Annotated in this window: 29 protein-coding genes; 15 read left to right on the top strand and 14 right to left on the bottom strand. The window is 66.3% G+C overall.

Annotated elements, in window-relative coordinates; translation table 11 throughout:
* Positions 1 to 142 precede the first annotated feature (142 nt).
* Entirely contained in the window at positions 143 to 1,258 is a 1,116-nt protein-coding gene (locus JVX91_RS14410) for a PilT/PilU family type 4a pilus ATPase (protein WP_205339837.1), read from the top strand.
* A 381-nt stretch (positions 1,259 to 1,639) separates the two neighbouring features.
* Here JVX91_RS14410 and JVX91_RS14405 read toward each other — a convergent pair whose 3' ends face one another.
* On the bottom strand, positions 1,640 to 2,872 hold the full coding sequence (locus tag JVX91_RS14405) for an SGNH/GDSL hydrolase family protein (protein ID WP_205339836.1): 1,233 nt from the start codon (positions 2,870 to 2,872) through the stop codon (positions 1,640 to 1,642).
* Between the two features lie 105 nt (positions 2,873 to 2,977).
* Here JVX91_RS14405 and JVX91_RS14400 point away from each other — a divergent pair, with 105 nt between their 5' ends.
* A complete protein-coding gene (locus JVX91_RS14400) occupies positions 2,978 to 3,886 on the top strand; it encodes a LysR family transcriptional regulator (protein WP_205339835.1) in 909 nt (302 codons plus the stop codon).
* A gap of 89 nt (positions 3,887 to 3,975) precedes the next feature.
* On the top strand, positions 3,976 to 4,527 hold the full coding sequence (locus JVX91_RS14395; protein ID WP_205339834.1) for a hypothetical protein: 552 nt from the start codon (positions 3,976 to 3,978) through the stop codon (positions 4,525 to 4,527).
* Here the strand turns inward: JVX91_RS14395 and JVX91_RS14390 are convergent.
* Both JVX91_RS14390 and JVX91_RS14385 read right to left on the bottom strand, forming a co-directional pair.
* Positions 4,524 to 5,429 carry a YihY/virulence factor BrkB family protein gene (locus JVX91_RS14390; protein ID WP_205339833.1) on the bottom strand — a complete coding sequence of 302 codons (906 nt, stop codon included), beginning with the start codon at positions 5,427 to 5,429 and terminating at the stop codon, positions 4,524 to 4,526. The two genes, JVX91_RS14395 and JVX91_RS14390, sit on opposite strands and share 4 nt — an antisense overlap.
* A gap of 154 nt (positions 5,430 to 5,583) precedes the next feature.
* Positions 5,584 to 6,018 carry a PGDYG domain-containing protein gene (locus tag JVX91_RS14385; RefSeq protein WP_205339832.1) on the bottom strand — a complete coding sequence of 145 codons (435 nt, stop codon included), beginning with the start codon at positions 6,016 to 6,018 and terminating at the stop codon, positions 5,584 to 5,586.
* 264 nt (positions 6,019 to 6,282) lie between these two features.
* Between JVX91_RS14385 and JVX91_RS14380 the strand changes: the two genes are divergently transcribed.
* The 3 genes from JVX91_RS14380 (at position 6,283) to JVX91_RS29125 (ending at position 7,151) form a co-directional block, all read left to right on the top strand.
* Positions 6,283 to 6,720, top strand: a complete 438-nt coding sequence (locus tag JVX91_RS14380) for a hypothetical protein (RefSeq protein ID WP_205339831.1) — start codon at positions 6,283 to 6,285, stop codon at positions 6,718 to 6,720.
* Positions 6,721 to 6,751: 31 nt separating this feature from the next.
* Positions 6,752 to 6,940: a hypothetical protein gene (locus JVX91_RS14375; protein WP_205339830.1), complete on the top strand. Its 189-nt coding sequence runs from the start codon at positions 6,752 to 6,754 to the stop codon at positions 6,938 to 6,940.
* 79 nt (positions 6,941 to 7,019) lie between these two features.
* Positions 7,020 to 7,151, top strand: a complete 132-nt coding sequence (locus tag JVX91_RS29125) for a hypothetical protein (RefSeq protein WP_275892386.1) — start codon at positions 7,020 to 7,022, stop codon at positions 7,149 to 7,151.
* Positions 7,152 to 7,554: 403 nt separating this feature from the next.
* Here JVX91_RS29125 and def read toward each other — a convergent pair whose 3' ends face one another.
* On the bottom strand, positions 7,555 to 8,094 hold the full coding sequence (gene def, locus JVX91_RS14370; RefSeq protein WP_205339829.1) for a peptide deformylase: 540 nt from the start codon (positions 8,092 to 8,094) through the stop codon (positions 7,555 to 7,557).
* Between the two features lie 238 nt (positions 8,095 to 8,332).
* Here def and JVX91_RS14365 point away from each other — a divergent pair, with 238 nt between their 5' ends.
* From JVX91_RS14365 to JVX91_RS14355, 3 genes are all read left to right on the top strand, one after another.
* Positions 8,333 to 8,887, top strand: a complete 555-nt coding sequence (locus JVX91_RS14365) for a magnesium transporter (RefSeq protein ID WP_205339828.1) — start codon at positions 8,333 to 8,335, stop codon at positions 8,885 to 8,887.
* Positions 8,888 to 9,078: 191 nt separating this feature from the next.
* Positions 9,079 to 10,509 (top strand): arginine-ornithine antiporter, encoded by a 1,431-nt coding sequence (arcD, locus tag JVX91_RS14360; RefSeq protein ID WP_205339827.1) that lies wholly within the window; start codon positions 9,079 to 9,081, stop codon positions 10,507 to 10,509.
* Between the two features lie 56 nt (positions 10,510 to 10,565).
* Positions 10,566 to 10,979 (top strand): DUF5064 family protein, encoded by a 414-nt coding sequence (locus JVX91_RS14355; RefSeq protein ID WP_205339826.1) that lies wholly within the window; start codon positions 10,566 to 10,568, stop codon positions 10,977 to 10,979.
* Between the two features lie 2 nt (positions 10,980 to 10,981).
* On the opposite strand, the gene JVX91_RS14350 is transcribed toward JVX91_RS14355, so the two are convergent.
* Together JVX91_RS14350 and JVX91_RS14345 are read right to left on the bottom strand one after the other, a co-directional pair.
* Positions 10,982 to 11,818: a S1-like domain-containing RNA-binding protein gene (locus JVX91_RS14350; protein WP_205339825.1), complete on the bottom strand. Its 837-nt coding sequence runs from the start codon at positions 11,816 to 11,818 to the stop codon at positions 10,982 to 10,984.
* A gap of 167 nt (positions 11,819 to 11,985) precedes the next feature.
* Positions 11,986 to 13,758: an ABC transporter transmembrane domain-containing protein gene (locus JVX91_RS14345; RefSeq protein WP_205339824.1), complete on the bottom strand. Its 1,773-nt coding sequence runs from the start codon at positions 13,756 to 13,758 to the stop codon at positions 11,986 to 11,988.
* A gap of 153 nt (positions 13,759 to 13,911) precedes the next feature.
* Here JVX91_RS14345 and JVX91_RS14340 point away from each other — a divergent pair, with 153 nt between their 5' ends.
* The 3 genes from JVX91_RS14340 (at position 13,912) to JVX91_RS14330 (ending at position 16,057) form a co-directional block, all read left to right on the top strand.
* On the top strand, positions 13,912 to 14,103 hold the full coding sequence (locus JVX91_RS14340) for a hypothetical protein (protein WP_205339823.1): 192 nt from the start codon (positions 13,912 to 13,914) through the stop codon (positions 14,101 to 14,103).
* Between the two features lie 176 nt (positions 14,104 to 14,279).
* Positions 14,280 to 15,389, top strand: a complete 1,110-nt coding sequence (locus JVX91_RS14335) for an AI-2E family transporter (RefSeq protein ID WP_205339822.1) — start codon at positions 14,280 to 14,282, stop codon at positions 15,387 to 15,389.
* Positions 15,390 to 15,448: 59 nt separating this feature from the next.
* Complete coding sequence (locus JVX91_RS14330; protein ID WP_205339821.1) at positions 15,449 to 16,057, top strand: DUF4893 domain-containing protein; 609 nt, start codon at positions 15,449 to 15,451, stop codon at positions 16,055 to 16,057.
* Between the two features lie 21 nt (positions 16,058 to 16,078).
* On the opposite strand, the gene JVX91_RS14325 is transcribed toward JVX91_RS14330, so the two are convergent.
* Positions 16,079 to 16,702: a hypothetical protein gene (locus tag JVX91_RS14325; RefSeq protein WP_205339820.1), complete on the bottom strand. Its 624-nt coding sequence runs from the start codon at positions 16,700 to 16,702 to the stop codon at positions 16,079 to 16,081.
* Positions 16,703 to 16,806: 104 nt separating this feature from the next.
* On the opposite strand from JVX91_RS14325, the gene JVX91_RS14320 reads away from it, so the two are divergent.
* Positions 16,807 to 17,529, top strand: a complete 723-nt coding sequence (locus tag JVX91_RS14320) for an RNA pseudouridine synthase (RefSeq protein ID WP_205339819.1) — start codon at positions 16,807 to 16,809, stop codon at positions 17,527 to 17,529.
* A 448-nt stretch (positions 17,530 to 17,977) separates the two neighbouring features.
* Positions 17,978 to 18,235 carry a hypothetical protein gene (locus tag JVX91_RS14315; protein WP_205339818.1) on the top strand — a complete coding sequence of 86 codons (258 nt, stop codon included), beginning with the start codon at positions 17,978 to 17,980 and terminating at the stop codon, positions 18,233 to 18,235.
* A gap of 1 nt (position 18,236) precedes the next feature.
* On the opposite strand, the gene JVX91_RS14310 is transcribed toward JVX91_RS14315, so the two are convergent.
* From JVX91_RS14310 to JVX91_RS14300, 3 genes are all read right to left on the bottom strand, one after another.
* Entirely contained in the window at positions 18,237 to 19,070 is an 834-nt protein-coding gene (locus JVX91_RS14310) for an enoyl-CoA hydratase/isomerase family protein (protein ID WP_205339817.1), read from the bottom strand.
* 82 nt (positions 19,071 to 19,152) lie between these two features.
* On the bottom strand, positions 19,153 to 20,967 hold the full coding sequence (locus JVX91_RS14305) for a monovalent cation:proton antiporter-2 (CPA2) family protein (protein WP_205339816.1): 1,815 nt from the start codon (positions 20,965 to 20,967) through the stop codon (positions 19,153 to 19,155).
* A 64-nt stretch (positions 20,968 to 21,031) separates the two neighbouring features.
* Complete coding sequence (locus JVX91_RS14300) at positions 21,032 to 21,745, bottom strand: lipoate--protein ligase family protein (RefSeq protein WP_205339815.1); 714 nt, start codon at positions 21,743 to 21,745, stop codon at positions 21,032 to 21,034.
* 231 nt (positions 21,746 to 21,976) lie between these two features.
* On the opposite strand from JVX91_RS14300, the gene JVX91_RS14295 reads away from it, so the two are divergent.
* Positions 21,977 to 23,179 carry a GGDEF domain-containing protein gene (locus JVX91_RS14295; RefSeq protein ID WP_205339814.1) on the top strand — a complete coding sequence of 401 codons (1,203 nt, stop codon included), beginning with the start codon at positions 21,977 to 21,979 and terminating at the stop codon, positions 23,177 to 23,179.
* 873 nt (positions 23,180 to 24,052) lie between these two features.
* On the opposite strand, the gene JVX91_RS14290 is transcribed toward JVX91_RS14295, so the two are convergent.
* From JVX91_RS14290 to dsbE, 4 genes are read right to left on the bottom strand one after another with little or no spacing between them, the layout of a single operon-like run.
* Positions 24,053 to 24,457 carry a hypothetical protein gene (locus JVX91_RS14290; protein WP_205339813.1) on the bottom strand — a complete coding sequence of 135 codons (405 nt, stop codon included), beginning with the start codon at positions 24,455 to 24,457 and terminating at the stop codon, positions 24,053 to 24,055.
* 20 nt (positions 24,458 to 24,477) lie between these two features.
* A complete protein-coding gene (gene ccmI / locus JVX91_RS14285; protein ID WP_205339812.1) occupies positions 24,478 to 25,689 on the bottom strand; it encodes a c-type cytochrome biogenesis protein CcmI in 1,212 nt (403 codons plus the stop codon).
* Complete coding sequence (locus tag JVX91_RS14280; RefSeq protein WP_205339811.1) at positions 25,686 to 26,156, bottom strand: cytochrome c-type biogenesis protein; 471 nt, start codon at positions 26,154 to 26,156, stop codon at positions 25,686 to 25,688. Before JVX91_RS14280 ends, ccmI begins: the two co-directional genes overlap by 4 nt.
* A complete protein-coding gene (gene dsbE / locus JVX91_RS14275) occupies positions 26,153 to 26,695 on the bottom strand; it encodes a thiol:disulfide interchange protein DsbE (protein WP_205339810.1) in 543 nt (180 codons plus the stop codon). The genes JVX91_RS14280 and dsbE overlap by 4 nt, the downstream gene beginning before the upstream one ends.

Genomic DNA, 26,695 nt, shown 5'->3' with positions numbered 1-26,695 from the left:
ATCGAGACGCCCATGCGCTGCGTCAACGCGTAGGCCCTGCAATCTTCCTACGCTTCCGTCCTACATCTGACACTGCGACTAGGCTGATCACAGCCTCCCTTCGCCCACGGCCAGGGGCCCACACCGCCACCGAGACAGACCCATGACCGATTCCCCCTTGCCGGACGTTTTCACCTACCTGCGCCTGCTGCCGGAGCAGAACGGCTCGGACATGTTCTTCAGCGTCGGCGCGCCGCCGCACCTGAAGGTCGAGGGCCACAGCCAGCCGGTGGGCGAGCGCCCGCTGGGGCCGGGCGAGGTGAAGACGCTGGCCGGGCAGCTGATGTCGGCGGCGCAGGCGGAAGAGTTCGAGCGCGAGCTGGAGATGAACCTGGCGCTGAGCGTGCCGGACGTCGGCCGCTTCCGCGCCAACATCTACCTCCAGCGCGGCGAAGTGGCGATGGTGGTGCGGCTGATCAAACAGGTGATCCCGGACGTGGCGAGCCTGGGGCTGCCGCCGATCCTCGACAAGCTGGCCATGCAGGACCGCGGGCTGATCCTGGTGATCGGCGCCGCCGGCTCGGGCAAGTCAACCACGCTGGCGAGCATGCTGGATTTCCGCAACCGCCACCGTTCGGGACATATCGTCTGCATCGAGGACCCCATCGAATTCCTCCACACGCACCAGAAGTCGATCATCGACCAGCGCGAGGTCGGCCTGGACACCCATAGCTACGAAGCCGCCCTGCGCAATGTGCTGCGCGAGGCGCCGGACGTGATCATGCTCGGCGAGATTCGCGATGCGGCGACCATGCAACATGCGCTGCACTATGCCGAGACCGGTCACTTGTGCGTTGCCACGTTGCACGGCACCAGTTGCCGCCACGCTATCGAGCGCATCGCGCGGTTCTTCCCCGACGAGGCCCGGTTGCAGGTGCTCGCCGACCTGTCGCAGAACCTGCTGGCGCTGATCGGCCAGCGCCTGGTGCCCGGCGCCCGCCAACGCCGCGCGGTGGCGGTGGAGCTGGTCCTGGGGACGCCGCACATTCGCGGGATCATCCAGCGCGACGAGCTGCCCGAGCTCAAGGGCGCGGTGGAACGTGCGCTGGAAAGCGGCATGCAGAGTTTCGACCAGAGCCTCTACAGGCTGCTGGAGGAAAGCCGGATCAGCGTGGCCGACGCGCTGAAGTTCGCCGATTCGCGCACCGACCTGGCGTTGAAGATCAAGCTGGAGCGCGGGATGGACGATGACAGCACGGGGCCGGTGTTTGGTGGCTGAGGGCGCCTGATCCCGCCGTGCCAGTGTCGAGCCAATCGCGGACGAAGTCCGCTCCTGCCTGATCGGTCCGTGCTCCGGTCAGCCCTCACCCTAACCCTCTCCCAGGGGGAGAGGGGACCGTTCGGTGCAGGATGACACTCCAGTGTCAACCGTCACGATCAGCTCCCTCTCCCTAGGGAGAGGGCTGGGGTGAGGGGAAAGCATCGGCACGGGCTTCCCGAGAAAGACAGTTGCTCCTACGCCTTCGGCCGCGTCGGAACGCTGGTTTAACTCCGGCGGCATCCGACCTCGCCGGGGTGCCGGTCTCGTAGGAGCGGACTCCGTCCGCGATCGACCTCACCGCCTACTCCCAGGCTGTGCGGTTCGCGAGCAAGCTCGCTCCTACAACAGCCCCTGCAGCAGCGCCTCGATATCCACGCTGTCCGCCATCGCCCGGTTCCCCGCATCCCCCGGATGCAGGTGATCGCCACTGTCGTAGGCCGGCAGCAGGCGCAAAGGGTGCGCCGGATCGCGCAGCCGCGCATCCAGGTCCACCACCGCATCGAACTCTCCGCTCTCGCGAATCCACTGGTTCACCCGCTGGCGCAGCGCTTCCTTGTTCGCCGCATGGTAGTGCTGCACTGGCGAGCCGTTGAGCGCACGCTCGAACGGCAGGATGGTCGCGCCGACGATTCGCACGCCATGTACGTGCGCCTGGGCGATCAGCTGTCGGTAGCCCGCCACCAGATCCTCGAACTGCACCAGCGGGTTGTTCGGCGCGAAGGTGCTACCCGGCCAGGAAATGTCGTTGATGCCCAGCAACACGATGGCCGCCTTCACGCCCGGCTTGCCTACCACGTCGCGCTGGAAGCGCGCCAGGCCACTCTGGCCCATGCCGTCGGAGAGCAGGCGCGCGCCGGAAATACCGGCGTTGATCACCCCGACCTCGCGCGCGGCCAGCCGCTGCGCCAACAGGTCCGGCCAACGCTGGTTGCCGTCGAGGCTGGCGCCACGGCCATCGGTGATGGAGTCGCCAAAGACCGCCACCACCGGTCGCGGCTGCGGGCTGTCCACCAGCACATCGGTGAGGAACAGTCGCGCCTCCATCGTGCCGTCCGGCGGCAACTGCGTGACGTCGCGCTGGTCACCCGCCGCCCCATAGACGCGCTGCTTGCCGTCCCAGTGGAAGCTCTGGATGGCGGTGGGCTGCGGCAGGTAGAGCGACACGGCCAGTTCGCCCAACGCCGGCACCGCGAGGTCCAGCGGGTCGCTGAACAGCTCGGCGCCCGGTGCGATGTACGCGGTGGCCCGCCCGGCGAACGTCAGCGGCCGGCTCGGGCCGCCCAGGCGTCCGTCCGGCGCCGCCAGGGCCACCGCGGCGCCGCCGATGGCCACCGGCTGGCTGCCATAGGCGTTGGACAGCGCGATGCGCACGCGCTGCCCGCCCAGGCTGACCTTCACGATCTGCCGCAGCGTGTGGTCGGTGATCTGCGTCGGCACGCCCACGGGCAACGGCAACTCCTTGCCCCAGGTACGTTGCGGGCTGGCGCTCCAGGTCGCTTGCCAGTGCCCGGTGTCGGCGAGCGCCAGCGGCGCATTCACTGCGATAAGGGCGGCGAGTATCAGTGGTTTCATGGCAGACCTCGAAGTCGGTGATGGGTTGCCGCAAGACTCGGCCATTCCCATTCACAGCGGTAGCCGGCATATTTGCAGACCCGCCATTCGATAAACGAATAAGACATGGATACCCTCAAGGCGTTGCATTGCTTTGTCCGCGCCGTGGAACTGGGCAGCCTCTCCGCCGTGGCGCGGGAGTCCGGCAGCAGCCAGCCGACCGTGAGCAAGACCATGGCGGCGCTGGAGCGCCAAATCGGCGCGCAATTGCTGATCCGCAGCACCACCCGCGTACATCCCACGGAACAGGGCCGGCGCTTCTACGAACACGCCCGGCAGACGCTGGAAAGCTTCGCCGACGGCGTCAGCGAAGCCCGAGGGGAGACCGAGCAGGTTCGCGGGCGCCTGCGCGTCAGTGCGCCGGTAAGCCTGGGCGTGCTGCGACTCAACGCGCTGCTGCTGGAGTTCATGGCGCTGCACCCGGAGGTCGAACTGGAGCTGCTGCTCAACGACCGCTTCGTCGACCTCGCCGAGGAAGGTATCGACCTCGCCCTGCGCCTGGGTGGAGAACTGCCGGACCAGTTGGTTGCCCGCCCGCTGGCGCGCTCGCCGCGCTACCTAGTGGCGGCGCCGTCGTATCTCGCGCGCCTGCCGACACTGGAGCGGCCAGAAGACCTGCCGCTGGCGGACTACCTGCGCTTCACCTGGCTGGATGCCGGACAGAACCTGCTGCTGCGCCACGCCGACGGCCGCGAACTGAATCTCGCCACGCGCAGTCGCTACACGGTGAACAGCTCCCTGGCGATCCGCGAGAGCTATTGCCTGGCCGCGGGCTTCGGCCTGACGCCGGCCTGGCTGGTGGCCGACCTGCTCGCCGACGGCACGCTGCAACGCCTGCTGGTGGACTGGCACGGCCCGACCCAGGAGGCCAACCTGCTCTACCCCTCGCGGCGCCACCTGCCGGCGCGCACGCGCACGCTGATCGACTTCCTCCTCGCCCGCGTGCCGTGCCTGCCCGGTTTCGAAGCCCTGTGACAGCGCAGCGGCTATGCTTTTCGCCAACACAGAGAACCGGCAGGCACACAGGCCGGTCGAACCCTGACATTCGCCCCCGAGGGACTTGCATGGGCAAGCATCGCACGCCTTACCTGCTGGCCGCCGTAGCCCTGCCGCTGCTGCTGGCAGGCTGCTCCACGTCCGCCACCAAGCCCTGCGACGAGCCGCTCAGCGGCGACGCCTGCCGTCAGGAACGCCTGCTGTACCAGAACGACATGCTGCAGGCGAAGCTGCTGATCGCCACGGGTGACCTGGCGAACTACGAGCTGGCCGGAGCGCTGCTCGAACGCGCCATGGTCAAGGACGAACGCGGCGAAGCGAGCTTCTACATGGCGTTGCTGAAGATCAAGGAAGGGCCGCAGGTGGACGAGGTGCTAGCGCTGCTGGAAAAGGCCGCCGACGCTGGCCAGCCCTACGCCGTCGCCCTGCTCTACAAGATCTGGTCCGAGCCCTACCTGGTGGACAGGGTCGATCCGGAAAAGGCCCTGCGCTATCGGGAGTCCTACGCCAACCTGGATGTCGCCAAGAGCGGCTATCCGTCCTTCGAAAAGGCCACGGCACTGGTCAACGGCCTGCTCGCCGAACCACCCGCCGTTGCCGGCCAGGCTCCGCGGCCCTAGGCCTCTTCCGGCGGCGGCTCGGCTTCCTTGAAGGTCCTCTCGCCGGCATCCTTGCCGTGGGGCAGATGGGTCTCGATCACCGCATTGAGCTCCGCCCCCAGCAACAGCACCGCCGACGAGATGTAGAAGTACAGCAGCAGCACGATAATCGCCCCGACGCTGCCATACATGGCGTTGTAGTCGGCGAAGTTCTTCACGTAGTAGCCAAAGCCCAGCGACGCGGAAATCCACAGCACCACGGCGAGCACCGAGCCCGGCGTGATGAAGCGGAATTTCTGCTCCACGTTGGGGGTGACGTAGTAGATGATCGCCACCGCCATCATCATCAGCAGGACGATCACCGGCCAGCGCAGGATGCTCCAGATGATCACCACGAAGTCTTCCAGGCCGACCTTGCCGGCGATCCAGCTCATGACCTGCGGCCCGAGGATCATCAGCGCGGCGATCAGCATCAGCATGGCGACGATGCCGAAGGTGTAGAGCAGCGACAGCGGGATGCGCTTCCACGCCGGACGCCCCTCACGCACGTCATAGGCGGCGTTGAGGGCGATCATCAGCGAGCGCACCGCCGCCGAGGATGACCACAGCGCCACCACGATACCGAGGGACAGCAGCCCGCCCTGGCGCTGCTGCAACTGATCGATCACAGGATTGACCTGCTCCAGCGCCTGTGCCGGCAGCACGTAGTCGGCCTGCTGGCGAAGGAAGTCGAAGAACTCCGGCAGGTGCAGGAAGCCCAGCAGCGCGATCAGGAACAGCAGGAAAGGGAACAGCGAAAACAACCCTTGGTACGCCAGCGCGGCGGCGTAGGTGGGCATCTCGTCGTCGACGAATTCCTTCACTGTCAGGCTGATCAGCTTCCAGGGCCCCAGGCTGAGCCCTCGCATGTCCATGAATCGCATTCCGCGCCGTCCTCCCGATGAGCGTTTCGCTGGCCAGTGGCTGCAGGGTGGACCCGCGCAACGCCGGCAAAGTTGCAAGAAATACGCGACGCAGAGCGCCCGCCAGGACAGACCATAGCCGCTGGCGGCGGTTGGTTTCCAGCCGGGGGTGGATTCAATCGGCCAGTCGATAGACCTTGGCGAAGCGCTCGGCCTTCACGACACCGTAATCGCCGGGGGCGTACTGCATGACCCAGTCGCCGGCGGCGCCCGTCAGCCGATCGCCGCCGGAGGAGCGCAGGAGGGTGAAGGGTTCGTCCATGCGCCGGGCAAGCACCACGCTGGGACGATTGCGATAGGTGCCCGGCTCGCCATGCGCGAGGGCCGCGTCGGCGGGAAGGTACTTGGGGTCGAAACGCTCACGGGAAACGACCCAGCGCTCCCCCGTCGCACTGCTGATGATCGCGTCTCCGACGGCATAGCGATTCGGGCCTTCGAGGCTCATCAGCTCGCCCGGCGCGAGGGCGAATTCCACGGCGACCGTTTCGTCCTTGATCACGCGCTGCGCGGTAGTATCGGTGGAGAGGTCGAGTTGGTTCAGTTCGATCATGGCGGCGGCGGTCCGGTGGGCGAAAGCGGGAAGGTGAGAAGCGGTTGGGTACCCGCTTCCGGTGGGGCGCAAGCCTACTCCGAAAAGAATGCCCTCACGAGCAGTCGCCCGCCGTGGGTGCTCTACACTCACGCGTCGAGTGCGCCATCACTGCACAACCGGTAGAACTCGGCCATGCTCTGACGGTCGCTACACCTGAACGCCCGGTTTTTGAAGACGCAGCATCGAAGCTCCACACTCCCATCAGCCGTACAGGACAATCCCATGCCGTTTGCTCGCCTCGCCCTGCCCTTCCTGCTGCTCACCAGTCTTGCCGTGCACGCCGACGACTCTCCCGAAGAAGCGAAATTCCTCAAGGACTCGGCGGACTATTTCGACCAGGTGAGCAAGGCCAACCTGCCGCGTCAGGTGGACAAGGTGACCACCCTCAACAGTGTGCAGCTCGACCCGGCGAAGAAGATGCTGTATTACCGCTACGCGATCTCCAACCTGCGCATGGACGCCATGGATCTGGGCGCCCGAGCCAAGTTCGAGAACGGCCTGAAGACTCAGCTGGAAAGCACCACCTGCCAGCAGACCGAGTTGCTGCAGCGCTTCCGCGAGCATCACCTGGGCGTCACCCACGAGTACGTGGGCAGCGACGGAAAGCCCCTGGCGAGCGTCGCCATCGACCCGCAGACCCTGAATTGCGCCAAGACTTGATGCGCCCAGAGTTGAGTCATTCATTCCTGTCATGAGCCGCGCCGAATACCACGAAGAACACGCCCTGCGCGCCGAGGCCGACGCCCGGCGCCTGCTGGCCGAGCGCGAAGCGCTGGGCGCGCGCTGGCTGCCCTGGGTCGCCACCGAACTGTATCGGCTGAGCCCGCCGCACTACGCCAACATGGTGCGCCGCGAACTGGAACGCCTGGCCGCCGGCTGAACGGCCGCGCGGCGTCACGCAACGCGACTATGCTCAATCTGTCCGCCCTCGTCCCGAGGGCTTCCGCGGAGGCAGACTCATGAAAGGTCTCGACGCGAAGAAGCAAGCGAAGAAGAAGCCACTGAAAACCGCGCACGAAAAGCGCATGGCCAAGCGGCAGAAGAAAACCGGCAAGACGCTGCTGGGCTCTGCGCAGCAATCTCCATCCTGAGGGCTCGCCCCTCCCCTTGCGGATGGCCTCGGTCAGGGGCTGTCCGCGCATCTCAGCGCCTATCGCCCGGCTCATCCCACGCGGATCACTGGCACGAACCCCATTTGTAGGAGCGGAGCTTCTCCGCGATGCTCTTGCGCGCGGCTCACCCTTCGCGGACAAGGTCCGCTCCTACGGGATAGCTCTGTGCCTGGGGCAGCCCTCACCCTAACCCTCTCCCAGGGGGAGAGGGGATCGTTCGGTGCAGGATGAAACCATCGTGTCAGTCGGCTCGGGCTGCGCCCTCTCCTTGAAGGTGAGGGAATGCATCGGTACGGACTTCCCTGCAGAAGACAGTTGCTCCTGCGACAAGCCAACCTCGGATGCTCGCCCCTTGCCCCAGGAGACACAGGCTCGGCCGGCGTCAGTCGTCCGCGCTGGGGTCCAGGCCGGGGAATAGCACTTCGGTGAAGCCGAACTTGCTGAAGTCGGTGATGCGCGAGGGATACAGGCGGCCGATCAGGTGATCGCACTCATGCTGTACCACACGGGCATGAAAGCCCTCGACGGTGCGGTCGATGGGTTGCCCCTGCGGATCGACGCCCTTGTAGCGGATACTCCGGTAGCGGTTCACCACGCCGCGCAGGCCGGGCACCGACAGGCAACCTTCCCAACCCTCCTCCAGCTCGTCGCCAATCGGCGTGATCACCGGGTTGAGCAGGATCGTCGGCGGCACCGCCGGCGCGTCCGGGTAGCGTTCGCTGCGCTCGAAACCGAAGATCACCAATTGCAGGTCCACGCCGATCTGCGGCGCGGCCAGGCCGACGCCGCCGACGTGGTGCATGGTCTCGAACATGTCGTCGATCAGTTGCTGCAGCTCGGCGCTGCCGATCATCGAGTCAGGTACCGGCGGAGCAATGCGCAGCAGGCGCTCGTCGCCCATCTTGAGAATCTCGCGGATCATCTCGGCCTCGTTCGCCATTGAGTGAAAGCGGCATGCTTCCAATGAGAGCTGCATCCTCTGCCCCCACGACCGGCCTGGCAAGCCCGCGACCGCCGGGCAGCGCTGCGAAGCCCGCAGCGCCGCGGTGTTAGACTGATCTGCGACGACAACCATCGAACGACGGATATTTGCCGAATTTCACGGCAGATGGCGGTCGAACCCTGGGGGGACCTTTCATTCCGGGGGCGGGAGGTTCGTCATGAACCGGCATTACTACATCAGCGACAACCTGGACGACCTGGAACAGGTCGAGCAGGAGCTCAGCGACAGCGGAATCGGCATCGAGCAGATGCATGTGCTCAGCGACAGCGATGCGGAACTGGAAGAACACCGCCTGCACGAAGTGCCTTCGATGCTGAAGAAGGACGTGGTGCACTGGGGCAAGATCGGCGCGCTGATCGGCGTCTCCCTGGCAGTGCTGGTACTGGTCGCCGGCTACCTGAGCGGCTGGACGCAGACGGCCGCGGGCTGGGTGCCCATTGTCTTCCTCGCCCTGGTCCTGGGCGGCTTCAGCCTGTGGGAAAGCAGCTTCTTCGGCCTGCAGCGTCCCAGCGCCGATGTGCGCCGCTTCGAATCCAACCTGAATGCCGGCCGGCATGTCTTCTTCGTCGACGTGAAGCCTGACCAGGAACCGGTGCTGGACATGGTGGTGCGCCATCACCCGCGCCTGGAGATCGCCGGCTTCGGCAACGCCACGCCGGCCTGGTGGCTTTCGATGGAACAGGCCTGGAATCGCTTCCGCCACATGATGTAGCGGCGATACGGCCCGCTCTTGCCCATGGCTCGAACGACCCGTGGCATGCGAGTTGCGGCCCGCAGCACACTGCACGGGCACGGTTCAGGCCAGGTTCAGAAACCATTAGCTTGCTATTGATATAAGTCAGCCGAGCGCCTCCGGGCGGATTCGAAAATATCCGAGTCCACTCACTTTCAGGAGGCTGGGAAATGCCCACATCGCCCAACCAGAAACTCGGCTTGGCCGCGCTCACCGCCCTGGTGGTCGGCTCCATGATCGGCGGCGGTATCTTCTCGCTGCCGCAGAACGTTGCGAAAAGCGCCAGCCCCGGCGCCGTCCTCATCGGCTGGGCGATCAGTGGCATCGGCATGCTGATGCTCGCCTTCGTCTTCCAGAGCCTGTCCAACCGCAAACCGGAACTCGATGCCGGCGTCTACGCCTACGCCAAGGCCGGATTTGGCGACTACATCGGCTTCAACTCGGCCTGGGGCTACTGGCTCAGCTCGATGCTCGGCAACGTCAGCTACTTCGTGCTGATCTTCAGTGCGCTGGGCTACTTCTTCCCGGTGTTCGGCGAAGGCAACACGGTGATCGCCGTGGTCTGCGCGTCGCTGCTGCTGTGGGGCCTGCACTTCCTGATCCTGCGCGGCATCAAGCAGGCTGCGTTCATCAACCAGATCACCACGGTGGCCAAGGTCGTGCCCATCGTGCTGTTCATCCTGATCGGCCTGGTGGCGTTCGACATGGACCTGTTCACCGCCGACTTCTGGGGCCACGGCCACGTCGACTTCGACAGCGTCATGAGCCAGGTGCGCAACATGATGCTGATCACCGTCTGGGTGTTCATCGGCATCGAGGGTGCCAACCTGTACTCCGGGCACGCGAAGAAGCGCTCCGACGTCGGCACCGCCACGGTGATCGGCTTCGTCTCGGTGATGGCCCTGCTGGTGCTGGTGAACGTGCTGTCCATGGGCATGATGAACCAGGCGCAACTGGCCGGCCTGCCCAACCCGTCCATGGCCTATGTGCTGGAGCACGTGGTCGGCCACTGGGGCGCCGTGCTGATCATCGCCGGGCTGGTCGTCTCGCTGTTCGGCGCGCTGCTGGCGTGGGTGCTGCTGAGCGCGGAGATCATGTTCGCCGCCGCCCAGGACCACACGATGCCGAAGTTCCTGGCCCGCGCGACCGCCAATGACGTGCCGGTCAACGCGCTGTGGATGAGCAACGCCACGGTACAGGTATTCCTGATCGTCACCCTGTTCGCCGCCAGCACTTACACCAGCCTGGTGTACCTGGCCGCCTCCATGGCCCTGCTGCCCTACCTGTTCTCCGCTGGCTACGCGGTGCTGCTGAGCCTGCGCGGCGAAGGCTACGAAGGCCTGTTGCGGGCCCGGCGCAAGGACCTGGTGATCGGCGCCATCGCCCTGCTCTACAGCGTGTGGCTGGTGTACGCCGGCGGCATGGATCACCTGCTGCTCTCCGCACTGCTCTACACGCCGGGCGTGGTGCTGTTCGTGATGGCCAAGCGCGAGCGCGGCGAGCCGGTATTCAGCAAGGTCGAATGGGTGATCTTCGCCGTCCTGCTGGCCGCGACGCTCGGCGCCGGCTACGGTCTCTACTCCGGCCAACTGAGCCTCTGAGTCCGCTATCCACTGCCCGCGGCCCCGGTCGCGGGCTTCTACCTTGAGGAGGAAAAATGGCCGCCCCCGCTCAGGTCACCATCCACTCCACCGCCGGCCTCGATCGCCAGCAGTACCGGATTCGCATGCGCTATGCCGTGGAAAATGCCGCCAGTCGCGATGCGACGGTGACGTTCGAACTGGACGGCGAGATCGATGGCCAGCCGTTCAGCGATGGTTTCGAGCTGCCCGGCGACATCGCCTTCAATTTCGCCGGCAGCGCCACGCGCATCCTGCGCCGCCACGGCCTGCGGGTTTGCCGCGGGCCGGTGCTGCGCTTTCGCAAGGAACATGACCGGATATTCGACGATCTGCGCCGTCAGCTGCGCGCCGAGCCGGGAACCCCGGTGGACCTGCAGCGCATGGCCTCGCTGGCGCCGGCCGAACCGCGTTGCGCGGTGGCCGAATCCATCGTGCGCGGGCGCGGGTAGGCTCAGGCGAGTTCGATACGGTCGTCGTGGATGACGATCAGACCCTGCTTGAACAGGCCGCCGATAGCCTTCTTGAAGTTGCCCTTGCTGACGCCGAACTGCTGGGCGATGACTTCCGGCGGGCTCTTGTCGCTGATCGCCAGCGTGCCGCCGGCATCGCGTAGAGCCTGGAGGACCTTCTCGCTCAGGGCGTCCGACAGACCGGCGCCGGCCGGCTGCAGGCTCAGGCTGATCTTGCCGTCGGCGCGCATTTCCTTGATGTAGCCCTTCTCGCGCAGGCCGCCGCGCAGGAACTTGAACGCTTCGTTCTTGTGGATCAGGCCCCAGTGCTTGCCTTCGATGATCGCCTTGTAGCCCAGGTCGGTGCGCTCGACGACCAGCAGGTCGACTTCCTGGCCGGCCTTGTAGTTGGCCGGGGTGTTGTCCAGGTAGCGGTCCAGGCGCGCGGTGGCGGTGATGCGGCGGCTGCGTTCGTCGAGGTAGACGTAGACCACGCAGTAGTCGCCGACCTGCAGCGGGCGCTTCTCTTCGGAGTGCGGCAGCAGCAGGTCCTTGGGCAGGCCCCAGTCGAGGAACAGGCCGATACGGTTGACCTCCACCACCTTCAGGCTGGCGAAGCCGCCGACCTGCACCTTGGGCTTCTGGGTGGTGGCGATCAGGCGGTCTTCACTGTCGAGGTAGATGAAGACGTTCAGCCAGTCGCCCACTTCGGTGGGTTCGTTCTTCGGCACGTAGCGCTTGGGCAGCAGGATTTCGCCGTGGCTTTCGCCATCCAGGTAGAGACCGAAATCGGTGTGCTTGGCCACCTGCAACGAATTGAACCGACCTATGACTGCCATGACGCTTACCTCGTGAACGGGGCGGGCATTCTACGCGCATTGGCGCCCGATGGCTGCCGCCGGTTGCCGGATGTACCCGTAGGAGCGGATCTTATCCGCGATCCGGCCGCCAGGCCGGCTGGTGATCCGTCCCGGCTGCGCCGGGATTTCGCGGAGAAGCTCCGCTCCTACAGGTTGTGTTCTGCCTGGCCGAACTGGAGCTCGGCCAGCCGCGCGTACAGCGGGTTGCTGACCACCAGTTCGGCGTGCCGCCCCAGTGCCACCAGACGACCGTGCTCGATGACCGCGATGCGGTCGGCGTTGAGCACGGTGGCCAGGCGGTGGGCGATCACCAGCGTGGTGCGGCCGCTCATCAGTCCCGGCAGCGCCTGCTGGATAAGGTGTTCACTCTCGGCATCCAGCGCGCTGGTGGCTTCGTCGAGCAACAGGATAGGCGCATCCACCAGCAGCGCACGGGCAATCGCCAGGCGCTGGCGCTGGCCGCCGGACAAGCCCATGCCGCTCTCGCCCAGGTGCGTCTGGTAACCCTGGGGCAGGCGCAGGATGAATTCGTGAGCGTGGGCCGCCCGGGCAGCGGCCTCTACCTCGGCGTCACTGGCGCCGGGGCGTCCGTAGCGGATGTTTTCCTCCACGGTGCCGAAGAACAGCGCCGGGTTCTGCGAGACCAGTGCAAAGCTGCGGCGCAGGTCAGCGGGGTCGAGCCGGGAGATCGGCTGACCGTCGATGAGGATGCTGCCCTCCTGCGGGTCGTAAAAGCGCAGCAGCAGGTCGAACAGCGTGGATTTGCCGGCGCCGGAGGGGCCGACCAGCGCGAGGGTCTCGCCCGGCGCCACGCGCAGATCGATGCCGTCGATGGCCCACTGGTCCGGGCGCGACGGATAGGCGAAGCGCACGCCCTGCAACGCAATACTGCCGGCGATACGCTCGGGCAACTGCAGCAGGTCGCTGGCCGGGGCGTGGATCTCACTGCGCGCCCTGAGCAGTTCGGCGATACGCTCGGCGGCGCCCGCCGCCCGCTGCAACTCGCCAATCACCTCGCTCAGGGTGCCGAAGGCCATGCCGACGATCAGGCTGTAGAACACGAAGGCGGCCAGGTCGCCGGGGCTGATGCGGCCGGCGATCACATCCATGCCGCCGACCCAGAGCATCACGCCGACGGCGCCGAGCACCAGCAGGATCACCACGCTGACCAGCCAGGAGCGCTGCATGATGCGCTTGCGCGCGGTGTCGAAGGCGTCTTCCACCGTGCGGCCGAAACGCGCGCGGTCCTGCGCCTGGTGGTTGTAGGCCTGTACCGTCTTGATCTGGCCGAGGGACTCGCCGACATAACTGCCGACATCGGCGACACGATCCTGGCTGAGCCGCGACAGGCTGCGCACGCGGCGACCGAACAGCAGGATCGGCGCGATCACCAGCGGCAGCGAGGCGACCACGATGCTGGTCAGCTTGGCGTTGGTGAAGAACATCAGGATCACCCCGCCCAGCAGCATCAGCACGTTGCGCAGCGCCATGGACAGCGAGGAGCCGATCACAGACTGCAGCAGCGTGGTGTCGGCGGTCAGGCGCGACTGGATTTCCGAGGCACGGTTGTTCTCGTAGAAACCCGGATGCAGCTCGATCAGGTGGTCGAACACGCGCTGGCGGATGTCGGCGACGAAGCGCTCGCCGATCCAGGACACGAGGTAGAAGCGCACGAACGTGCCCACCGCGAGGCACAGTACGAGCAGGAAAAAGATACCGATGGCGCGCCCCAGCAACTGCTCGGACTGGGTGATGAAACCCTGGTCCACCAGCAGGCGGATGCCCTGCCCCAGCGACAGGGTGATGGCGGCGGTGAACAACAGCGCCAGCAGCGCGCCGACGGCACGCCAGCGGTACGGCGCCAGGAACGAACGGGCAAGGCGCAGGGCATTGCGCTGGCGGGACGACAACAGGGACATGGTGGGCTCGAAACGGCCGGGACAGGCGGCAGAGGGTAGCATCGCGGATGAACGTCGAGCGATGGAAAGGAACCGCTCGTACCATTGTCACCCCGAAAGCTGCTCGTTTGATGTACAATGGGCGGCCAATTTGCGCAGACAGGTATGGCAGATATGACCACGAAGCCCTCCACCCGCCAGAAAGCCGCCCCCAAAGCCCCCGCCGCTACCGCCACCAGCGAAGCGCTGGCTGACCAGGTAGCCGCCTTCCTGAAGTCCGGCGGTGAGATCCAGCAGATCGCCAAGGGCGTCACCGGTCAGAACTACGGCGCTCCGAGCCGCCACATCACGCTCGGCAAGAAGTAATTCCTTCGGGCAAGCCTGCCGCTCACGGCAGGCTGCCTGCTCTTCGCTCCCCCCGCTTCACGCAACGCCCTCCGCAATTCCGAACATCCTTTATTGCCTGATCACCTTGCACTCGGGCAGAGTCCGCCGATAGTTAGGACTGGACCGAACCGCGGTCCCTTGCAAGGAGCACCCCCATGATGCCCTCTCCGGAAAAGCTGCTATCGCGCAATCTGCTCGACGTGCTGATCCGCGCCGGCCTGATTCTCTTACTGGCGCTCTTCTGCTTCCGCATCTTCCATCCCTTCCTCGACCTGATGCTCTGGTCGGTGATTCTCGCCATCACCCTCTACCCGCTGCACCAGTTGCTCAGCGGCTGGCTGGGCGAGCGGCCGAACAGCGCGGCGACCCTGATCGTGGTGCTGGGCCTGGTGATCCTGCTGGTGCCGGTGGTGGTGATCGGGCTGTCCATGGCCGATTCGGTGCGTGACCTGGTGCACGCCATCCAGAACCGCACCCTGCAGATTCCGCTGCCGCCGGATTCGGTGCAGCACTGGCCGGTGATCGGCCAGTACGTCTATCCCTTCTGGCAGCGCGTGGCCACCGACTTCATGGGCGTGGCGCACCAACTGGCGCCGCACCTGCAAGGCGTGGCGAAGAAAGTCGCCGGCCAGGCCGCCGGCGTCGGCATGGGCCTGATGCAGTTCCTCGCCGCCTTCATCATCGCCGGAATCATCATGGCCTACGGCAAGCTGGGCAGTCGCACCGCCTGCGACATCGCCATCCGCATCTCCGGCCCGGACCGCGGCCCCAGCCTGGCGGAGCTGTGCACCGGCACCATCCGCGCGGTGGCTCAGGGCGTGGTGGGCGTGGCCTTCATCCAGACCCTGATCCTGGGCCTGGGCTTCATCGTCATGGGGATTCCCGGCGCCGGCCTGCTGGCCCTGGGCGTACTGCTGCTGGGCATCACCCAGTTGCCGGTGGTGCTGATCACCCTGCCGGCGATCGCCTATGTGTTCATGACCAACGACTCACTGCTGGTGGCCATCCTGTTCACCGTCTGGACGGTGGCCGGCGGCCTCTCCGATAACGTGCTCAAGCCGCTGATGTTCGGCCGTGGCAGCAAGGTGCCGATGGCGGTGATCCTGATCGGCGCCCTGGGCGGCATGCTCAGCAACGGCATCATCGGCCTGTTCGTCGGCCCGGTGGTGCTGGCCCTGGGCTACGAGCTGTTCATGTCCTGGGTACACGAGCGTGAGGCGCCCACCGCGGCGCCCGTGGAACCGCCCGAGCAACCCATTTCCTGACCCCGCGCCCGCGCCCGCGGCACGGGCCGCGGGCAATCATCCTGCATGGAATGCTTCCGATGTCGAAACGCTGCTCCCTCTCCGCCGCCCTGCTGGCTGCCGGCCTGCTGCTCTCCCCGCTGGCTTTCGCCGAAGAAACCGCCCCGACCTGGCCCGCCGTGATCAACGCCGCCGACCAGCAGCGCCTGACCAGCCTGGACACCCAGGTCAAGCAACTGCTCGACCAGCTCCAGCAGAGCGAAGACGAAACCACCCGCAACGAGGCGCTGAACCTTTACCGCATCGTGCTGGAAGACCCGGAGCCGCTGACCGACGCCGCCCTCGCCGGCAACTGGAAGTGCCGCTCGGTGCAGATCGAATCGAAAGCGTTGTACGGCTACCCGAACTTCAAATGTTCGCTGCGGCAGACGCCCAAGGGCCTGTTCCTGGAGAAGACCAGCAGCTCGCAGCGCATCAGCGGCTACCTGCAACGCCTGGACGACAAGCAGCTGGTGTTCATCGGCGGCGCCTCGGTCAACGATGATCCGCAAGTCGGCTACAGCGGCCTGGAAAAGGCGGCGGCGCGCGAGAGCGACGTGGTCGGCGTGGTGCGCAATTCCTACGACGGCTTCGTGCTGCTGGTCCCGGAGCCATTCGGCGGATTCAACCTGTTCCGCTTCAGCCGCTGAGCGCCCTTCGACAGGAACGACTCAGAGCAGCGCCACCATCTCCTTGAGCGTCACCGCCCAGGTGCCCTTGGCGTTGAGGTAGCGATAACCGAAGCGCGAGCCGTGGGCCTGGGTGGTGAGCACCGCATTCCAGGCCAGGCCGCGCTGCAGATCATGGGCCGGGTCGAGAAGGAAGAAGGCGTCGTCGCTCATCCCCACCGCCAGGCACCAGTGGCGGATGTCGCTGTCCTTGCGGCCGTGGAAACCGAGCACCACCGGGATGTTTTCCTCCAGGTGGCGGCGCGTCAGTTCGACCATCCGCACGCCATTGCCGCGCTCGACGCGGTATTCCTTGTCGCTGATGACCTTGAGCAGTTCCAGCAGGTCCGCGCCGGTGGTGCCGACCCGCACCAGCGTCTCGTGCTCGTTCAGCGCTTCCATCAGCCGCCCGTAGCGCGTCCGCGAATCCACCGGCACCAATCCCTTGGCCTGGCGACGAGCGAGCTGGTTGCGGGCGAGCATCGCCATCACCAGGCAGTAGGGCCCGCATGCCCCGTCCATGTCGCCCTGGCGCAGGTGCACCTTGTCGCCGCGTTTGTTGGTCAGGCCGCCGCTGCCGTGTTCGTCCAGGTCCCAGCCCAGCCCGTCGATCAGGGTGATCCGCATCGTGCTTCCTCGCCGCTTCGTCAGAAGCTGTGACCGGCGATGGCGCGGATCATTCCGCCGGCTTGCGGTTACAATGGCCGCTTTCCATTCTCTGGTTACCCGTCATGTCCGAAGCCATCCGCCTCTCCAAGCGCCTCGCCGAGCTGCTGCCCTGTTCGCGCCGCGAAGCCGAGCTGTACATCGAGGGCGGCTGGGTCACCGTGGACGGCCAGCGCGTGGAGGAGCCGCAATTCAAGGTCGATACCCAGCGCATCGAACTGCTGCCCGGCGCCTCGCCCGAGCCGATTCCCCCGGTGACCATCCTGGTGCACAAGCCGGTCGGCTTCGGCAGCGGCAACGGCGCCAACTCCGCGCAGCAACTGCTGACGCCGGACAAGCGCTGGGGCGAGGACAACCTGCAGCAACGCCTGCTGCGCAAGCACTTCGGCCACCAACTCAACACCACGCCGCTGGAAACCGATGCCAGCGGCCTGCTGGTGTATACCCAGAGCCGTGGCGTGCAGCGCCGCCTGGTGGACGAGGCGGACAAACTCGAACACGAGTACGTGGTCGAGGTGACCGGCCAGATCGCCGACAACGGTCTCAAGCGCCTCTGTCGCGGCCTGGTCATCGATGGCCGCGAGCTGCCACCGCTGAAGGTCAGCTGGCAGAGCGAGACCCGCCTGCGCTTCGCCGGCAAGCAGTTCCGTCCCGGGCAGATCGCCGCCATGTGCCGCGCGGTCGGCCTGCATGCCGTCTCGATCCGCCGACTGCGCCTGGGCGGCGTAGCCATGGGCAAGCTGCCCGCCGGCCAATGGCGCTTCCTGCAGCCGGGCGAGAAGTTCTGATCCGGTATTTCTGACAGCGAGGCTGTCTTCGTCGGCGGAATCGGTGCCAATTCCGTGCCCTCACCCCAACCCTGGCTGCGCGCCCCGCTCCAGGAGGAGAGGGCGCAGACCGCGCCGGCTGACGCTGTGATCTCATCCTGCACCGAACGGTCCCCTCTCCCGCTTGAGGAGCGGGGGCGCGCAGCCAGGGTTAGGGTGAGGGGCTGTTGACGTTGCAGGAGCGCGGTGTCTTCCCACGAGCCAGAACCTCTCTACCACGCGACTTCCAGCCGCTATCGATAACGTCGATAGTCACCAGTCGACACATTCAGTTCTCTTGATAGTCCGTGCGCGGCATCTTTGCCCCATCAACTCGCTGGCAGGAGATTCGCCGGCCCCGCAGTCGGGCCGCAGGGGCGAACGAGCTACTCGCGAGACGCCCCCAACGGATCGTCAAGAGGACACCACCATGCAAGTCATTCTCGATTTCCTGTTGCTCGTCGGCTCCCTGGTTGAGCTGCTGCTGTACGTCGCCCTGGCCAGCGTGGTGCTCGCCACCGTGCTGCTGATCAGCGTCATCACCCTCCTGACCCTGCGCTCGCCGAAAGCCGCCATCCGCATCCCGGACCGTCGCCCCGCGGCAAGCCGCCAGCCGCTGCCCGCCGTGAAGCGCCAATTGGCCGAGCCGCTGCAGGGTGTGCCGGTGCTGGGGAAGGTAGCCGCCTGACTCAATCGACGGCCTGCGGATACCGCCCGAGCGCGGCCCCCAGGTCGCGTTCGAGCTCCCCGTCCCGCTGGCCACCGTTGTCCATCATCCAGCGCACCCGCTCCACCGTTCCGGGTGCGGACATGTCACCGACGAAGCGCTGCGATTCCTCCACCAGTGCCGTCTGATCCGCCGCCACCACCTGCTCCACCACCGCCTTCACATGGGCGACACCCGCCGCCGGGAAAGTGGCGATGCGTCGCGCCAGCCGATCACAGAAGTCCCCCAGCTCGGCATCCGCCACGGCGCGGTTGATCCAGCCGTAGCGTTCGGCCGTGTCCGCGTCGAAATCCTCGCCGCCCAGGCAGACCTCCAGCGCCCTGCCCCGCCCCAGCAGTTGCGCCAATCGCACCGTACCGCCCGCGCCCGGCAACAGGCCGACGGCCACTTCAGGCTGACCGAGCAGCGCACGCTCACGGGAGGCGAAGCGCATGTCCAGCGCCAGCAGGAATTCGCTGCCGGCGCCGCGGGCGCGGCCGCTCAGCTCACCGATGGTCACCTGCGGCAGCCGGCTGAAACGGCTGAACAGCGCGCTGAGCGGGCTGACCATGCCGGCCGGCAGCTTCATCGGCGGCGCGTCGAGCTGGCTGCCTAGATCGTAGTGGGCGAGGAAGAAGTCCGGGTTGGCACTGCGGAACAGCACGACGCGGGTATCGCCATCGCGCTCCAGTTCATCGGCCAGGTGCAGCAGGTCGATGACCATCGCGCGGTCGATCAGGTTGATCGGCGGGTGCTGGAAGCTCACCACGGCTACGCCGTCGCGGTCTTCACGGGTGAAAGTGCGGTAGTCGCTCATCGAAGGGCCTCCGTTGCAAAGGCCCGAGGATGCGCCGGGGCGGACGGTCCGCCCCAGCACTATCGATGCGCGGAATGGCCGGTCAGTGGTGGCCGATGCCCTGGTCTTCCAGGTGATCCGCCTCGAACAAGGTTTCCAGCTCCTTGCGCGCTTCGCGGGCGGTCTGGATCACCGCCTTCTCGTCGTCGTAGACGCGATACTGGGCCATCAGCACCGCTTCGTCGTGGCGCTTGAAGCGGCGGATGCGCGCGCCCACCTGTTCTTCGTTCAAGCCAAGGCCGGTGAGCAACAGGCGACTCATCTCCAGGCTGGAGTGGAAGGTCTCGCGCACCGGCGTCGCGTCGACGTCCAGCAGGTGATAGACGTGCTGGCGGTTGCGTGCCCGGCCGATGACCTTGATGTGCGGGTAGAGCTTGCGCACCAGCCGCGCGGTCTCGATGTTGGTCTGCGGATCGTCGGTGGCGACGACGAAGAATTCGGCCTTCTCCACCTGGGCGGCGCGGAGAATCTCCGGGCGCAGCGGATCACCGTAGAAGATCGGGATGTTGCCGTAACTGCGGGTCAATTCGATGGTGTCCACCGACGTGTCCAGCGCCACGAAGGGCACGCCCTGGGCACGCATGATACGAGCGACCACCTGGCCCATCCGGCCCATACCGGCGATCACCACGCGCGGCGCATCGTCGGGCAACTGGCGGTATTCCGGCGGAGGCTCGCGCAGCACGGCCGGCTTGGGCTTGATGCCACGCGCCAGGGCCAGCACCATCAGCGGAGTCATCGCCATCGACAGGGTGATGCCCAGCACCAGCAGCGCATGCAGGTCGGCATCCAGCAGGCCCTGGGCCAGCGCCAGCTTGAACACCACGAAGGCGAACTCGCCGCCAGCCCCCAGCAGCACGCCGAGACGGATCGCGGATACCTTGTCCAGCCCGCCAGCCAGCCGTCCGATGAGGAACAGCAGCGGCAGCTTGATCGCCACCAGCAACAGGGTCAGGCCGATCACCCGTATCGGTTCGCTTTTCAGCAGGCTCAGGTCGGCGCTCATGCCCACGCTGATGAAGAACAGCCCCAGCAGCAGGCCCTTGAACGGCTCGATCTGCGCTTCCAGCTCATGGCGGTATTCGGAATCGGCCAGCAGCAGGCCGGCGAGGAAGGCGCCCAGGCCCATGGAGACGCCGGCCTCTTCCATCAGCCACGCGGTCCCGACCACCACCAGCAATGCGGTGGCGGTGGACAGGTCGGCCTGGCCGGTACGCGCCACCGAGCGGAACACCGGACGCAGCAGGAAGCGGCCACCAATCACCACCACGGCGATGCTGCCGACCACTTCCATGACGTGGGCCAGGTCCCCCCCAGGCGCACCTGAATCGGCGCGCGCGCCCAGCAGCGGGATCATGGCGATCAGCGGGATCGCGGCGATGTCCTGGAACAGCAGGATGGCGAATGCCAGACGTCCGTAGGGGCTGTTGAGTTCCTTGCGCTCGGCGAGGATCTGCAGGCCGAAGGCAGTGGACGACAGCGCCAGGCCGCCACCAATCACCACGGCGGTATTGAGCGGCAGCTCGAATACCAGCACCGCCAGGCTCGCCAGGGCCAGCGCGGTGAGCAGCACCTGCGCGAGTCCCACGCCGAACACCTGCTTGCGCATCACCCACAGGCGCTTGGGCGACAGCTCCAGGCCGATGATGAAGAGCAGCAATACCACGCCCAGCTCGGACAGGCTGGCGACGCTGTCCGGGTTGTCGATCAGGCCCAGCAGGTACGGCCCGATGATCACCCCGGCGAGCAGGTAGCCCAGCACAGCACCCAGTTGCAGGCGCTTGGCCAACGGCACCATGAACACTGCGGCGATCAGGAAGACCACCGTGGACTGCAGGTAATTCGTCCCATGTTCCATGTATCAAGACTCCTTGGAAGGGTTGGGGCGAAGCGAAGATCCACCCATGTCGTACAGATTCCGGTCACACATCCAGCGCTATGCCTTCAGCCAGCAGATGGCGCTGGAACTGCCCGGCCAGTGCATCCACCTGATCCCAGGGTTGCTCGTAGCGTTCGCCCAGCGCCACATGGCTGGTGGCGCGCACGCGAACCTCGAGTCCGCAGTTCTCGTAGAAGGCGTTGACCGCGGCGACCATCGGCTCGCGCTGGTTCTCCATCAGGATGGCACCGTGGGCCAGTACCACGTAGCGGCCATCGCTCGGCCGGCGGCGCCAGCGCTGGGCGGTGCCGACCAGCTTGCGCCCCGCCAGGTTGACGTTATAGCGACCATCGCAGAAAGCGCCCTCCACTTCCCCCAGACCCGGATCGAGGCCGAGCGCGGCCAGCCAGTCGCAGAGCGGTTGGCAGAGGCGCAGGTAGGCGGTCTCGATGCGCGTCTGCTCGTTGTCGCTGGGCGGGATCGCATAGACCAGCGCCACGTTGAGCACCGCGGCGGATTGCGGCACCGGCTCGCCGCCAGTATCGCGCAGGGCAATCGGCCAACCCAGTTCCGCACAGGCGTTCTCGGCACTGGCAAAGCCTTCCAGGCGACTCAGGCGGCGGGGCATCACCAGGGATTGCTCCCGCGGGCGCCAGAACAGCAGGCCGCTGTCGCGCTGGCCGGCGAAGGTAGAGTCCAGCAGCGCGCGCTCCGCATCCAGACCTTGTTCCGCCGACAGGCGTTGCACTCTATTCATGGCGTGATCCTTGGGGCCCCTTGAACGAATTGGGTTGCGGACTATGCCCGCGGAGGGATTATCCGACAATGTTCCAGGCCAATTTGTTGCTCAACCCAGATGTTTCTTTATGGCGGGCTCTGACTATCCCACGTGACTCATCAGTCACCACGTCACTCGATCCCCACGACAGCATCGCGCAGCCTGTCTATCCTGCAACTGCCCGGCACCCGCGCAGGAGGACCCGAGCCCGTGTCCAGGACGTTGCAGCAGCGTCTGCACCACGCCATCGCGATCAACGATACGCTGGCGCAGCCCATCGCCCGGGAAAACCTCCGGCGCCTGACCTTTTCAGCCGCGCTGGCCGTGCCGTTCGACCTGATCCATATCGTCGTGTTCTGGCTCAACCTGCAGGGTTCGAGCCCCGAACATGACGGCTGGCGGATGGACATCATCCGCGTGCACGCCACGATGGCGCTGCTGTTCAGCCTGCTGGGCATCCTCGCCTGGCTCGCCTCCCCGTCCCGCCGCGACGCGCCGCTGTGGTACATGCAACTGCTCACCGTGCTGGGAGCTTCCCTGGTACTGGGCTTCGGCGTCGCCATCACCGGCGCGGACCAGCAGGTCACCAGCAGCATCACGCCCTTCCTCATGGCCTCGGTGGCCACCGCGCTGATCATCCTGTTGCGTCCGCGTCTGGCGGTGATCCTCTACATCCTCGCGCTGGCCGCATTCGAGCTGGTGATGACCTTCACCCAGGCCAACCCGCAGCTGCGGCTTTCCAACCAGATGGGCGGCCTGACCATCTGCGGTATCGGCGTGATCCTCTCGCTGATCCTCTGGCATGGCCATGTGCGCAACCTGCGCCAGCGTAAGTTCCTCCGCCAGCAGCGGCTGGAGCTGGAGGAAAAGAACCGGCAACTTGAATACCTGGCCGGCCATGATCCGCTGACCGGGCTGTTCAACCGCCGCCAGTTTGACCAGTTGGTGGACATGGAGCTGTCCCGCGCGGCCCGGCAGCCGGCCCCCATCAGCCTGCTCATGGTGGACCTGGATCATTTCAAGTTCATCAACGACCGCTACGGCCACCCGCTGGGCGACGAAGTGATCCGCCATACCGCCAGCCTGTTGCGCAACCACACGCGCAATGGCGACAGCGTGGCGCGCCTGGGCGGCGAAGAGTTCCTGCTGTTGCTGCCGGATACTTCACAGCCCCAGGCACGGTTGATCGCCGAGAAGGTCCGCCGGCTACTGGAGGAAACCCCGCTGCCAATGAAGGACGGCCTGCTCTACCTGACCGCCAGTTTCGGCATCGCCTGCCTGGACAGCGGCGTGCCGGGCACCTATGCGTGTCTCTACGCGGCTGCGGACAAGGCGCTGTACCGGGCCAAGGCCAGTGGCCGCAACCGGGTGGAAGTGATCGAGGTGGGAACGGAGATGGGCACGTTCGATTGACGATGCCGCTACGCGTTCAGGGTGCGTAGGAGCGCGCTACTGGGAGTATTTGCGCGTCAGCCCCGGCGGCACGCCGCCGGCCAAGGCGGTGGCCACGACCGGGTGGAGGTGATCGAGGCGGGAACGGAGATGGGCACGTTTGATTGACGATGCCGGTAGATGTTCAGGGTGCGTAGGAGCGGACCTTGTCCGCGATTGGCGAGCCGCGATCCCTGGTTGGCCGGAGCGGCGGGGAAACGATCGCGGACAAGGTCCGCTCCTACGAGAAGCACGCATTACTGGGCGTATTTGCGCGTCAGCCCCCGGTGGCGCGCTGCCGGCCAAGGCAGTGGCCGCAACCGGGTAGAGGTGATCGAGATGGGAACGGAGATGGCCACGTTCGATTGACGATGCCGCTACGCGTTCAGGGTGCGTAGGAGCGGACCTTGTCCGCGATTGGCGAGCCGCGATTCCTGGTTGGCCGGAGCGGCGGGGAAATGATCGCGGACAAGGTCCGCTCCTACGAGAAGCGCGCTACTGGGCGTATTTGCGCGTCAGCCCCGGCGCCCAAGGCAGTGGCCGCAACCGGGTGGAGGTGATCGAGATGGGAACGGAGATGGGCACGTTCGATTGACGATGCCGCTACGCGTTCAGGGTGCGTAGTAGCGGACTATTGGGCGTATTTGCGCGTCAGCCCCGGCGGCCAAGGCAATGCGCAGCTGGGTGGAGGTGATTGAGGTGGGAACGGAGATGGGCACGTTTGATTGACGATGCCGGTAGATGTTCAGGGTGCGTAGGAGCGGACCTTCTCCACGATTGGCGAGCCGCGATCCCTGGTTGGCCGGAGCGGCGGGGAAATCATCGCGGACAAGGTCCGCTCCTACGAGAAGCGCGTTACTGGGCGTACTTGCGCGTCAGCCCCGGCGGCACGCCGCTGCTGTCGGTTTCAGTCCAGGGGCCTTGCGGGCCGACGCCCCAGTACCAGCCGTTGTCCCAGTGGTAGTAGGTGCGCTGGCGGTAATAGAGGTCTTTCTGGCCCTGGATCACATAGACCCCCAGGCTCGCATCCCAGCGGCCCTTGCCGCCCGGCGGCGGAGCGAATTGCGTGGGACGCTTGGCCGCCGGCGCCTGGGATGGCTGCGGGGTGATCGGCGAACTCGAGGTCTTGGGCGGCGGCGTCGGGGTGGTCGGATGGGTCGATGCCGGAGGCTGCGTGGGCGGCTGCTCCGGCTGCTGCGGATGCACCACGCAGCCACCCAGTACCAGCATCGCGCTCAACGCCAACAGTCTGCCTTTCATCACGCCCCTCCCCTGTTCGATCACTTCTGGTCCGGGCTGTCGATGGTCACGCTCTGCTCGCCCGCGTTGGCAGTAGACAACGCTTCGCTGCGTCCGATCCATTCGCCGGTGATGGCATTGCCGGCACGGGAGATCCGCGCGACGAGCTGCACCTGCGGGTGCTGCGAGAGCTTGAGCTGCGGCATCATCGCGTCGGCATCGCTGAGGGAAACCTCGCTGGGCAGGTCGGACACCTTCAGGCGCTTCACCGCCAGCGGCATCGGCGGGCCGCTCACCGCGCGGGCGAAGACGAACACGCTGTCGTCCGGCTTGACCTGGCCCTTCACGGCGGCGGTGAGGTCGACCTTCACCTTCAGGGTCACGCCCTCGGTAGCGGCAGCGACCGGCGCTTGCGGCGGCGTCTGGCCCATCTCGACCATGCGCTGGCGGGCGCGTTCGATACCACCGGCGATGGCGCTGCGGGACGGATCGTCCTGCGGCAGCACGGCGACCAGGCGGCCCCAGTAGTCGATGGCGTCGGCGTACTTCTCGTCCTCGAAGGCGGCGATGCCGAGCAGGCCGAGGGTGGTGACCTCCTGCGGGTCCTTCTTCAGGGCTTCGTCGGCCAGGTCGCGGACCTGCCGGGTCAGCGCCTTGTCGCCGGCGAAGTACAGCGCCTGGGCCCACTGGCCGAGCACTTCCGGCTGGCGGCCAGAAAGGCGTGCGGCCTGCTCGAAGGCCTTGGCGGCATCGGCGGCGCGGTTCTGGGTCATGTAGGTGCGGCCGAGGAAGTACCAGCCCTCGGCGGAGTCCGGCTGGGCCTGGACCGCGCGCTCAAGGCGAGTGGTCATTTCTTCCATGGAATGCGGCGCGGTGGCGAATTCGCGGGCCAGGGCGACCTTGTCGCTGGCGCCCCAGTGCAGGTACAGACCGAGCCCGAGGAACGGCAGGACCAGCGCCACCAGCAGCGGCGCAGCGCGCCCCAGGCGGGAGCGGCGGTCATCGGCGGCACCTTCGGTATCAGCCAGCAGCTCACGGGCAGCTTCGGCGCGCCCGGCTTCGAGCTGGGCGTCGTCGAGGGTACCGTTGTCACGCTGGGTGGTGAGTTCGGCCAGGCGCTCCTGGTACAGGGCGACGTTGAGGGCGGTGCGGTCTTCCTCGGCCTGGGCGCGACGGCCACGCAGCAGCGGAATGAGCAGGAATGCCAGGGCCACCAGCAACAGCAGGCCGGCGGCGAGCCAGAAATCGATCATTTGTCTTGGTTATCCAGCAAGTGGTCGAGACGCGCCTGCTCCTCGGCGGACAGCGTGGTGGAGGTGTCGGCGGCGGGGCGGCGACGGCGCACGACGATGGCGCCGATCACGATCACGCCCAGGCCCAACAGTGCGGCGGGGCCGAACCAGAGCAGCCAGGTGCGCTCGCTGACCTCGGGCTTGTAGCGGACGAATTCGCCGTAGCGGTCGACCATGTAGTCGACGATCTGCTGGTTGCTCTTGCCGGCCGCCATCTGGGTGTAGATCTGCTTGCGCAGGTCGGCGGCGATCGGCGCGTTGGAGTCGGCGATGTCCTGGTTCTGGCACTTGGGGCAGCGCAGCTCGGTGGTCAGGTCGCGGAAGCGCGCGCGCTCGGCGTCATTGGCGAACTCGTAAGTGTCGATGGCAGCTTGGGCAATACCGGTGAGGCACAGCCCGAGCGCAGCGGCAGTAAGCAGACGCTTCATTTGCCCTCCGCCTCGTCGACCAGACCCTGGTAGATCGGCGCCAGTTGTTCACGCCAGACCTTCTCGTCGACGGCGCCGACCAGCTTGTGGCGGATGATGCCGTCCTTGTCGATGATGTAGGTCTCCGGCGCGCCGTAGACACCCAGGTCCAGGCCCAGGGTGCCTTGCGCATCGGCAATGTTCAGCAGGTAGGGATTGTGCAGCTCCTTGAGCCACTTCTGTGCGGCGACTCCGTCATCCTTGTAGTTGATGCCGTAGATCACCACGCCCTTGGCGGCGAGATCGGTGAGCACCGGGTGCTCGAAGCGGCAGGTCGGGCACCAGGTGCCCCAGACGTTGACCAGCGCCGGCTTGCCCTTGATATCGGCCTCGGTATAGGTCTTGCCCGGCTCGGTAACGCTGGGCAGGGAGAACGCTGGGAACGGCTTGCCGATCAGCGCCGAGGGCAGCTCGCTGGGGTCCAGCCACAGACCGCGGAAGAGGAATACCGCGACGACCAGGAAGATCGCCAGGGGCAACAGCAGGATCGCACGCTTCAC

It is taken from the genome of Pseudomonas sp. PDNC002 (assembly GCF_016919445.1).
In the GTDB taxonomy this organism is placed as follows: Bacteria; Pseudomonadota; Gammaproteobacteria; order Pseudomonadales; family Pseudomonadaceae; genus Pseudomonas.
This window is presented reverse-complemented; position numbering and strand designations above follow the sequence as displayed.

Excerpts from the sequence above, each read along its gene's own strand:
- JVX91_RS14350 (WP_205339825.1), bottom strand. The coding sequence starts at position 11,818 with ATGGCAGTCATAGGTCGGTTCAATTCGTTGCAGGTGGCCAAGCACACC.
- arcD (WP_205339827.1), top strand. The coding sequence starts at position 9,079 with ATGCCCACATCGCCCAACCAGAAACTCGGCTTGGCCGCGCTCACCGCC.
- JVX91_RS14325 (WP_205339820.1), bottom strand. The coding sequence starts at position 16,702 with ATGCGGATCACCCTGATCGACGGGCTGGGCTGGGACCTGGACGAACAC.
- JVX91_RS14390 (WP_205339833.1), bottom strand. The coding sequence starts at position 5,429 with ATGCGATTCATGGACATGCGAGGGCTCAGCCTGGGGCCCTGGAAGCTG.
- JVX91_RS14335 (WP_205339822.1), top strand. The coding sequence starts at position 14,280 with ATGATGCCCTCTCCGGAAAAGCTGCTATCGCGCAATCTGCTCGACGTG.
- JVX91_RS29125 (WP_275892386.1), top strand. The coding sequence starts at position 7,020 with ATGAAAGGTCTCGACGCGAAGAAGCAAGCGAAGAAGAAGCCACTGAAA.
- JVX91_RS14355 (WP_205339826.1), top strand. The coding sequence starts at position 10,566 with ATGGCCGCCCCCGCTCAGGTCACCATCCACTCCACCGCCGGCCTCGAT.
- JVX91_RS14305 (WP_205339816.1), bottom strand. The coding sequence starts at position 20,967 with ATGGAACATGGGACGAATTACCTGCAGTCCACGGTGGTCTTCCTGATC.
- JVX91_RS14330 (WP_205339821.1), top strand. The coding sequence starts at position 15,449 with ATGTCGAAACGCTGCTCCCTCTCCGCCGCCCTGCTGGCTGCCGGCCTG.
- JVX91_RS14340 (WP_205339823.1), top strand. The coding sequence starts at position 13,912 with ATGACCACGAAGCCCTCCACCCGCCAGAAAGCCGCCCCCAAAGCCCCC.
- JVX91_RS14280 (WP_205339811.1), bottom strand. The coding sequence starts at position 26,156 with ATGAAGCGTCTGCTTACTGCCGCTGCGCTCGGGCTGTGCCTCACCGGT.
- JVX91_RS14405 (WP_205339836.1), bottom strand. The coding sequence starts at position 2,872 with ATGAAACCACTGATACTCGCCGCCCTTATCGCAGTGAATGCGCCGCTG.
- JVX91_RS14315 (WP_205339818.1), top strand. The coding sequence starts at position 17,978 with ATGCAAGTCATTCTCGATTTCCTGTTGCTCGTCGGCTCCCTGGTTGAG.
- JVX91_RS14380 (WP_205339831.1), top strand. The coding sequence starts at position 6,283 with ATGCCGTTTGCTCGCCTCGCCCTGCCCTTCCTGCTGCTCACCAGTCTT.
- JVX91_RS14400 (WP_205339835.1), top strand. The coding sequence starts at position 2,978 with ATGGATACCCTCAAGGCGTTGCATTGCTTTGTCCGCGCCGTGGAACTG.
- JVX91_RS14385 (WP_205339832.1), bottom strand. The coding sequence starts at position 6,018 with ATGATCGAACTGAACCAACTCGACCTCTCCACCGATACTACCGCGCAG.
- def (WP_205339829.1), bottom strand. The coding sequence starts at position 8,094 with ATGATCCGCGAGATTCTCAAGATGGGCGACGAGCGCCTGCTGCGCATT.
- JVX91_RS14320 (WP_205339819.1), top strand. The coding sequence starts at position 16,807 with ATGTCCGAAGCCATCCGCCTCTCCAAGCGCCTCGCCGAGCTGCTGCCC.
- JVX91_RS14345 (WP_205339824.1), bottom strand. The coding sequence starts at position 13,758 with ATGTCCCTGTTGTCGTCCCGCCAGCGCAATGCCCTGCGCCTTGCCCGT.
- JVX91_RS14395 (WP_205339834.1), top strand. The coding sequence starts at position 3,976 with ATGGGCAAGCATCGCACGCCTTACCTGCTGGCCGCCGTAGCCCTGCCG.
- JVX91_RS14410 (WP_205339837.1), top strand. The coding sequence starts at position 143 with ATGACCGATTCCCCCTTGCCGGACGTTTTCACCTACCTGCGCCTGCTG.
- ccmI (WP_205339812.1), bottom strand. The coding sequence starts at position 25,689 with ATGATCGATTTCTGGCTCGCCGCCGGCCTGCTGTTGCTGGTGGCCCTG.
- JVX91_RS14365 (WP_205339828.1), top strand. The coding sequence starts at position 8,333 with ATGAACCGGCATTACTACATCAGCGACAACCTGGACGACCTGGAACAG.
- JVX91_RS14310 (WP_205339817.1), bottom strand. The coding sequence starts at position 19,070 with ATGAGCGACTACCGCACTTTCACCCGTGAAGACCGCGACGGCGTAGCC.
- JVX91_RS14300 (WP_205339815.1), bottom strand. The coding sequence starts at position 21,745 with ATGAATAGAGTGCAACGCCTGTCGGCGGAACAAGGTCTGGATGCGGAG.
- JVX91_RS14375 (WP_205339830.1), top strand. The coding sequence starts at position 6,752 with ATGAGCCGCGCCGAATACCACGAAGAACACGCCCTGCGCGCCGAGGCC.
- JVX91_RS14290 (WP_205339813.1), bottom strand. The coding sequence starts at position 24,457 with ATGAAAGGCAGACTGTTGGCGTTGAGCGCGATGCTGGTACTGGGTGGC.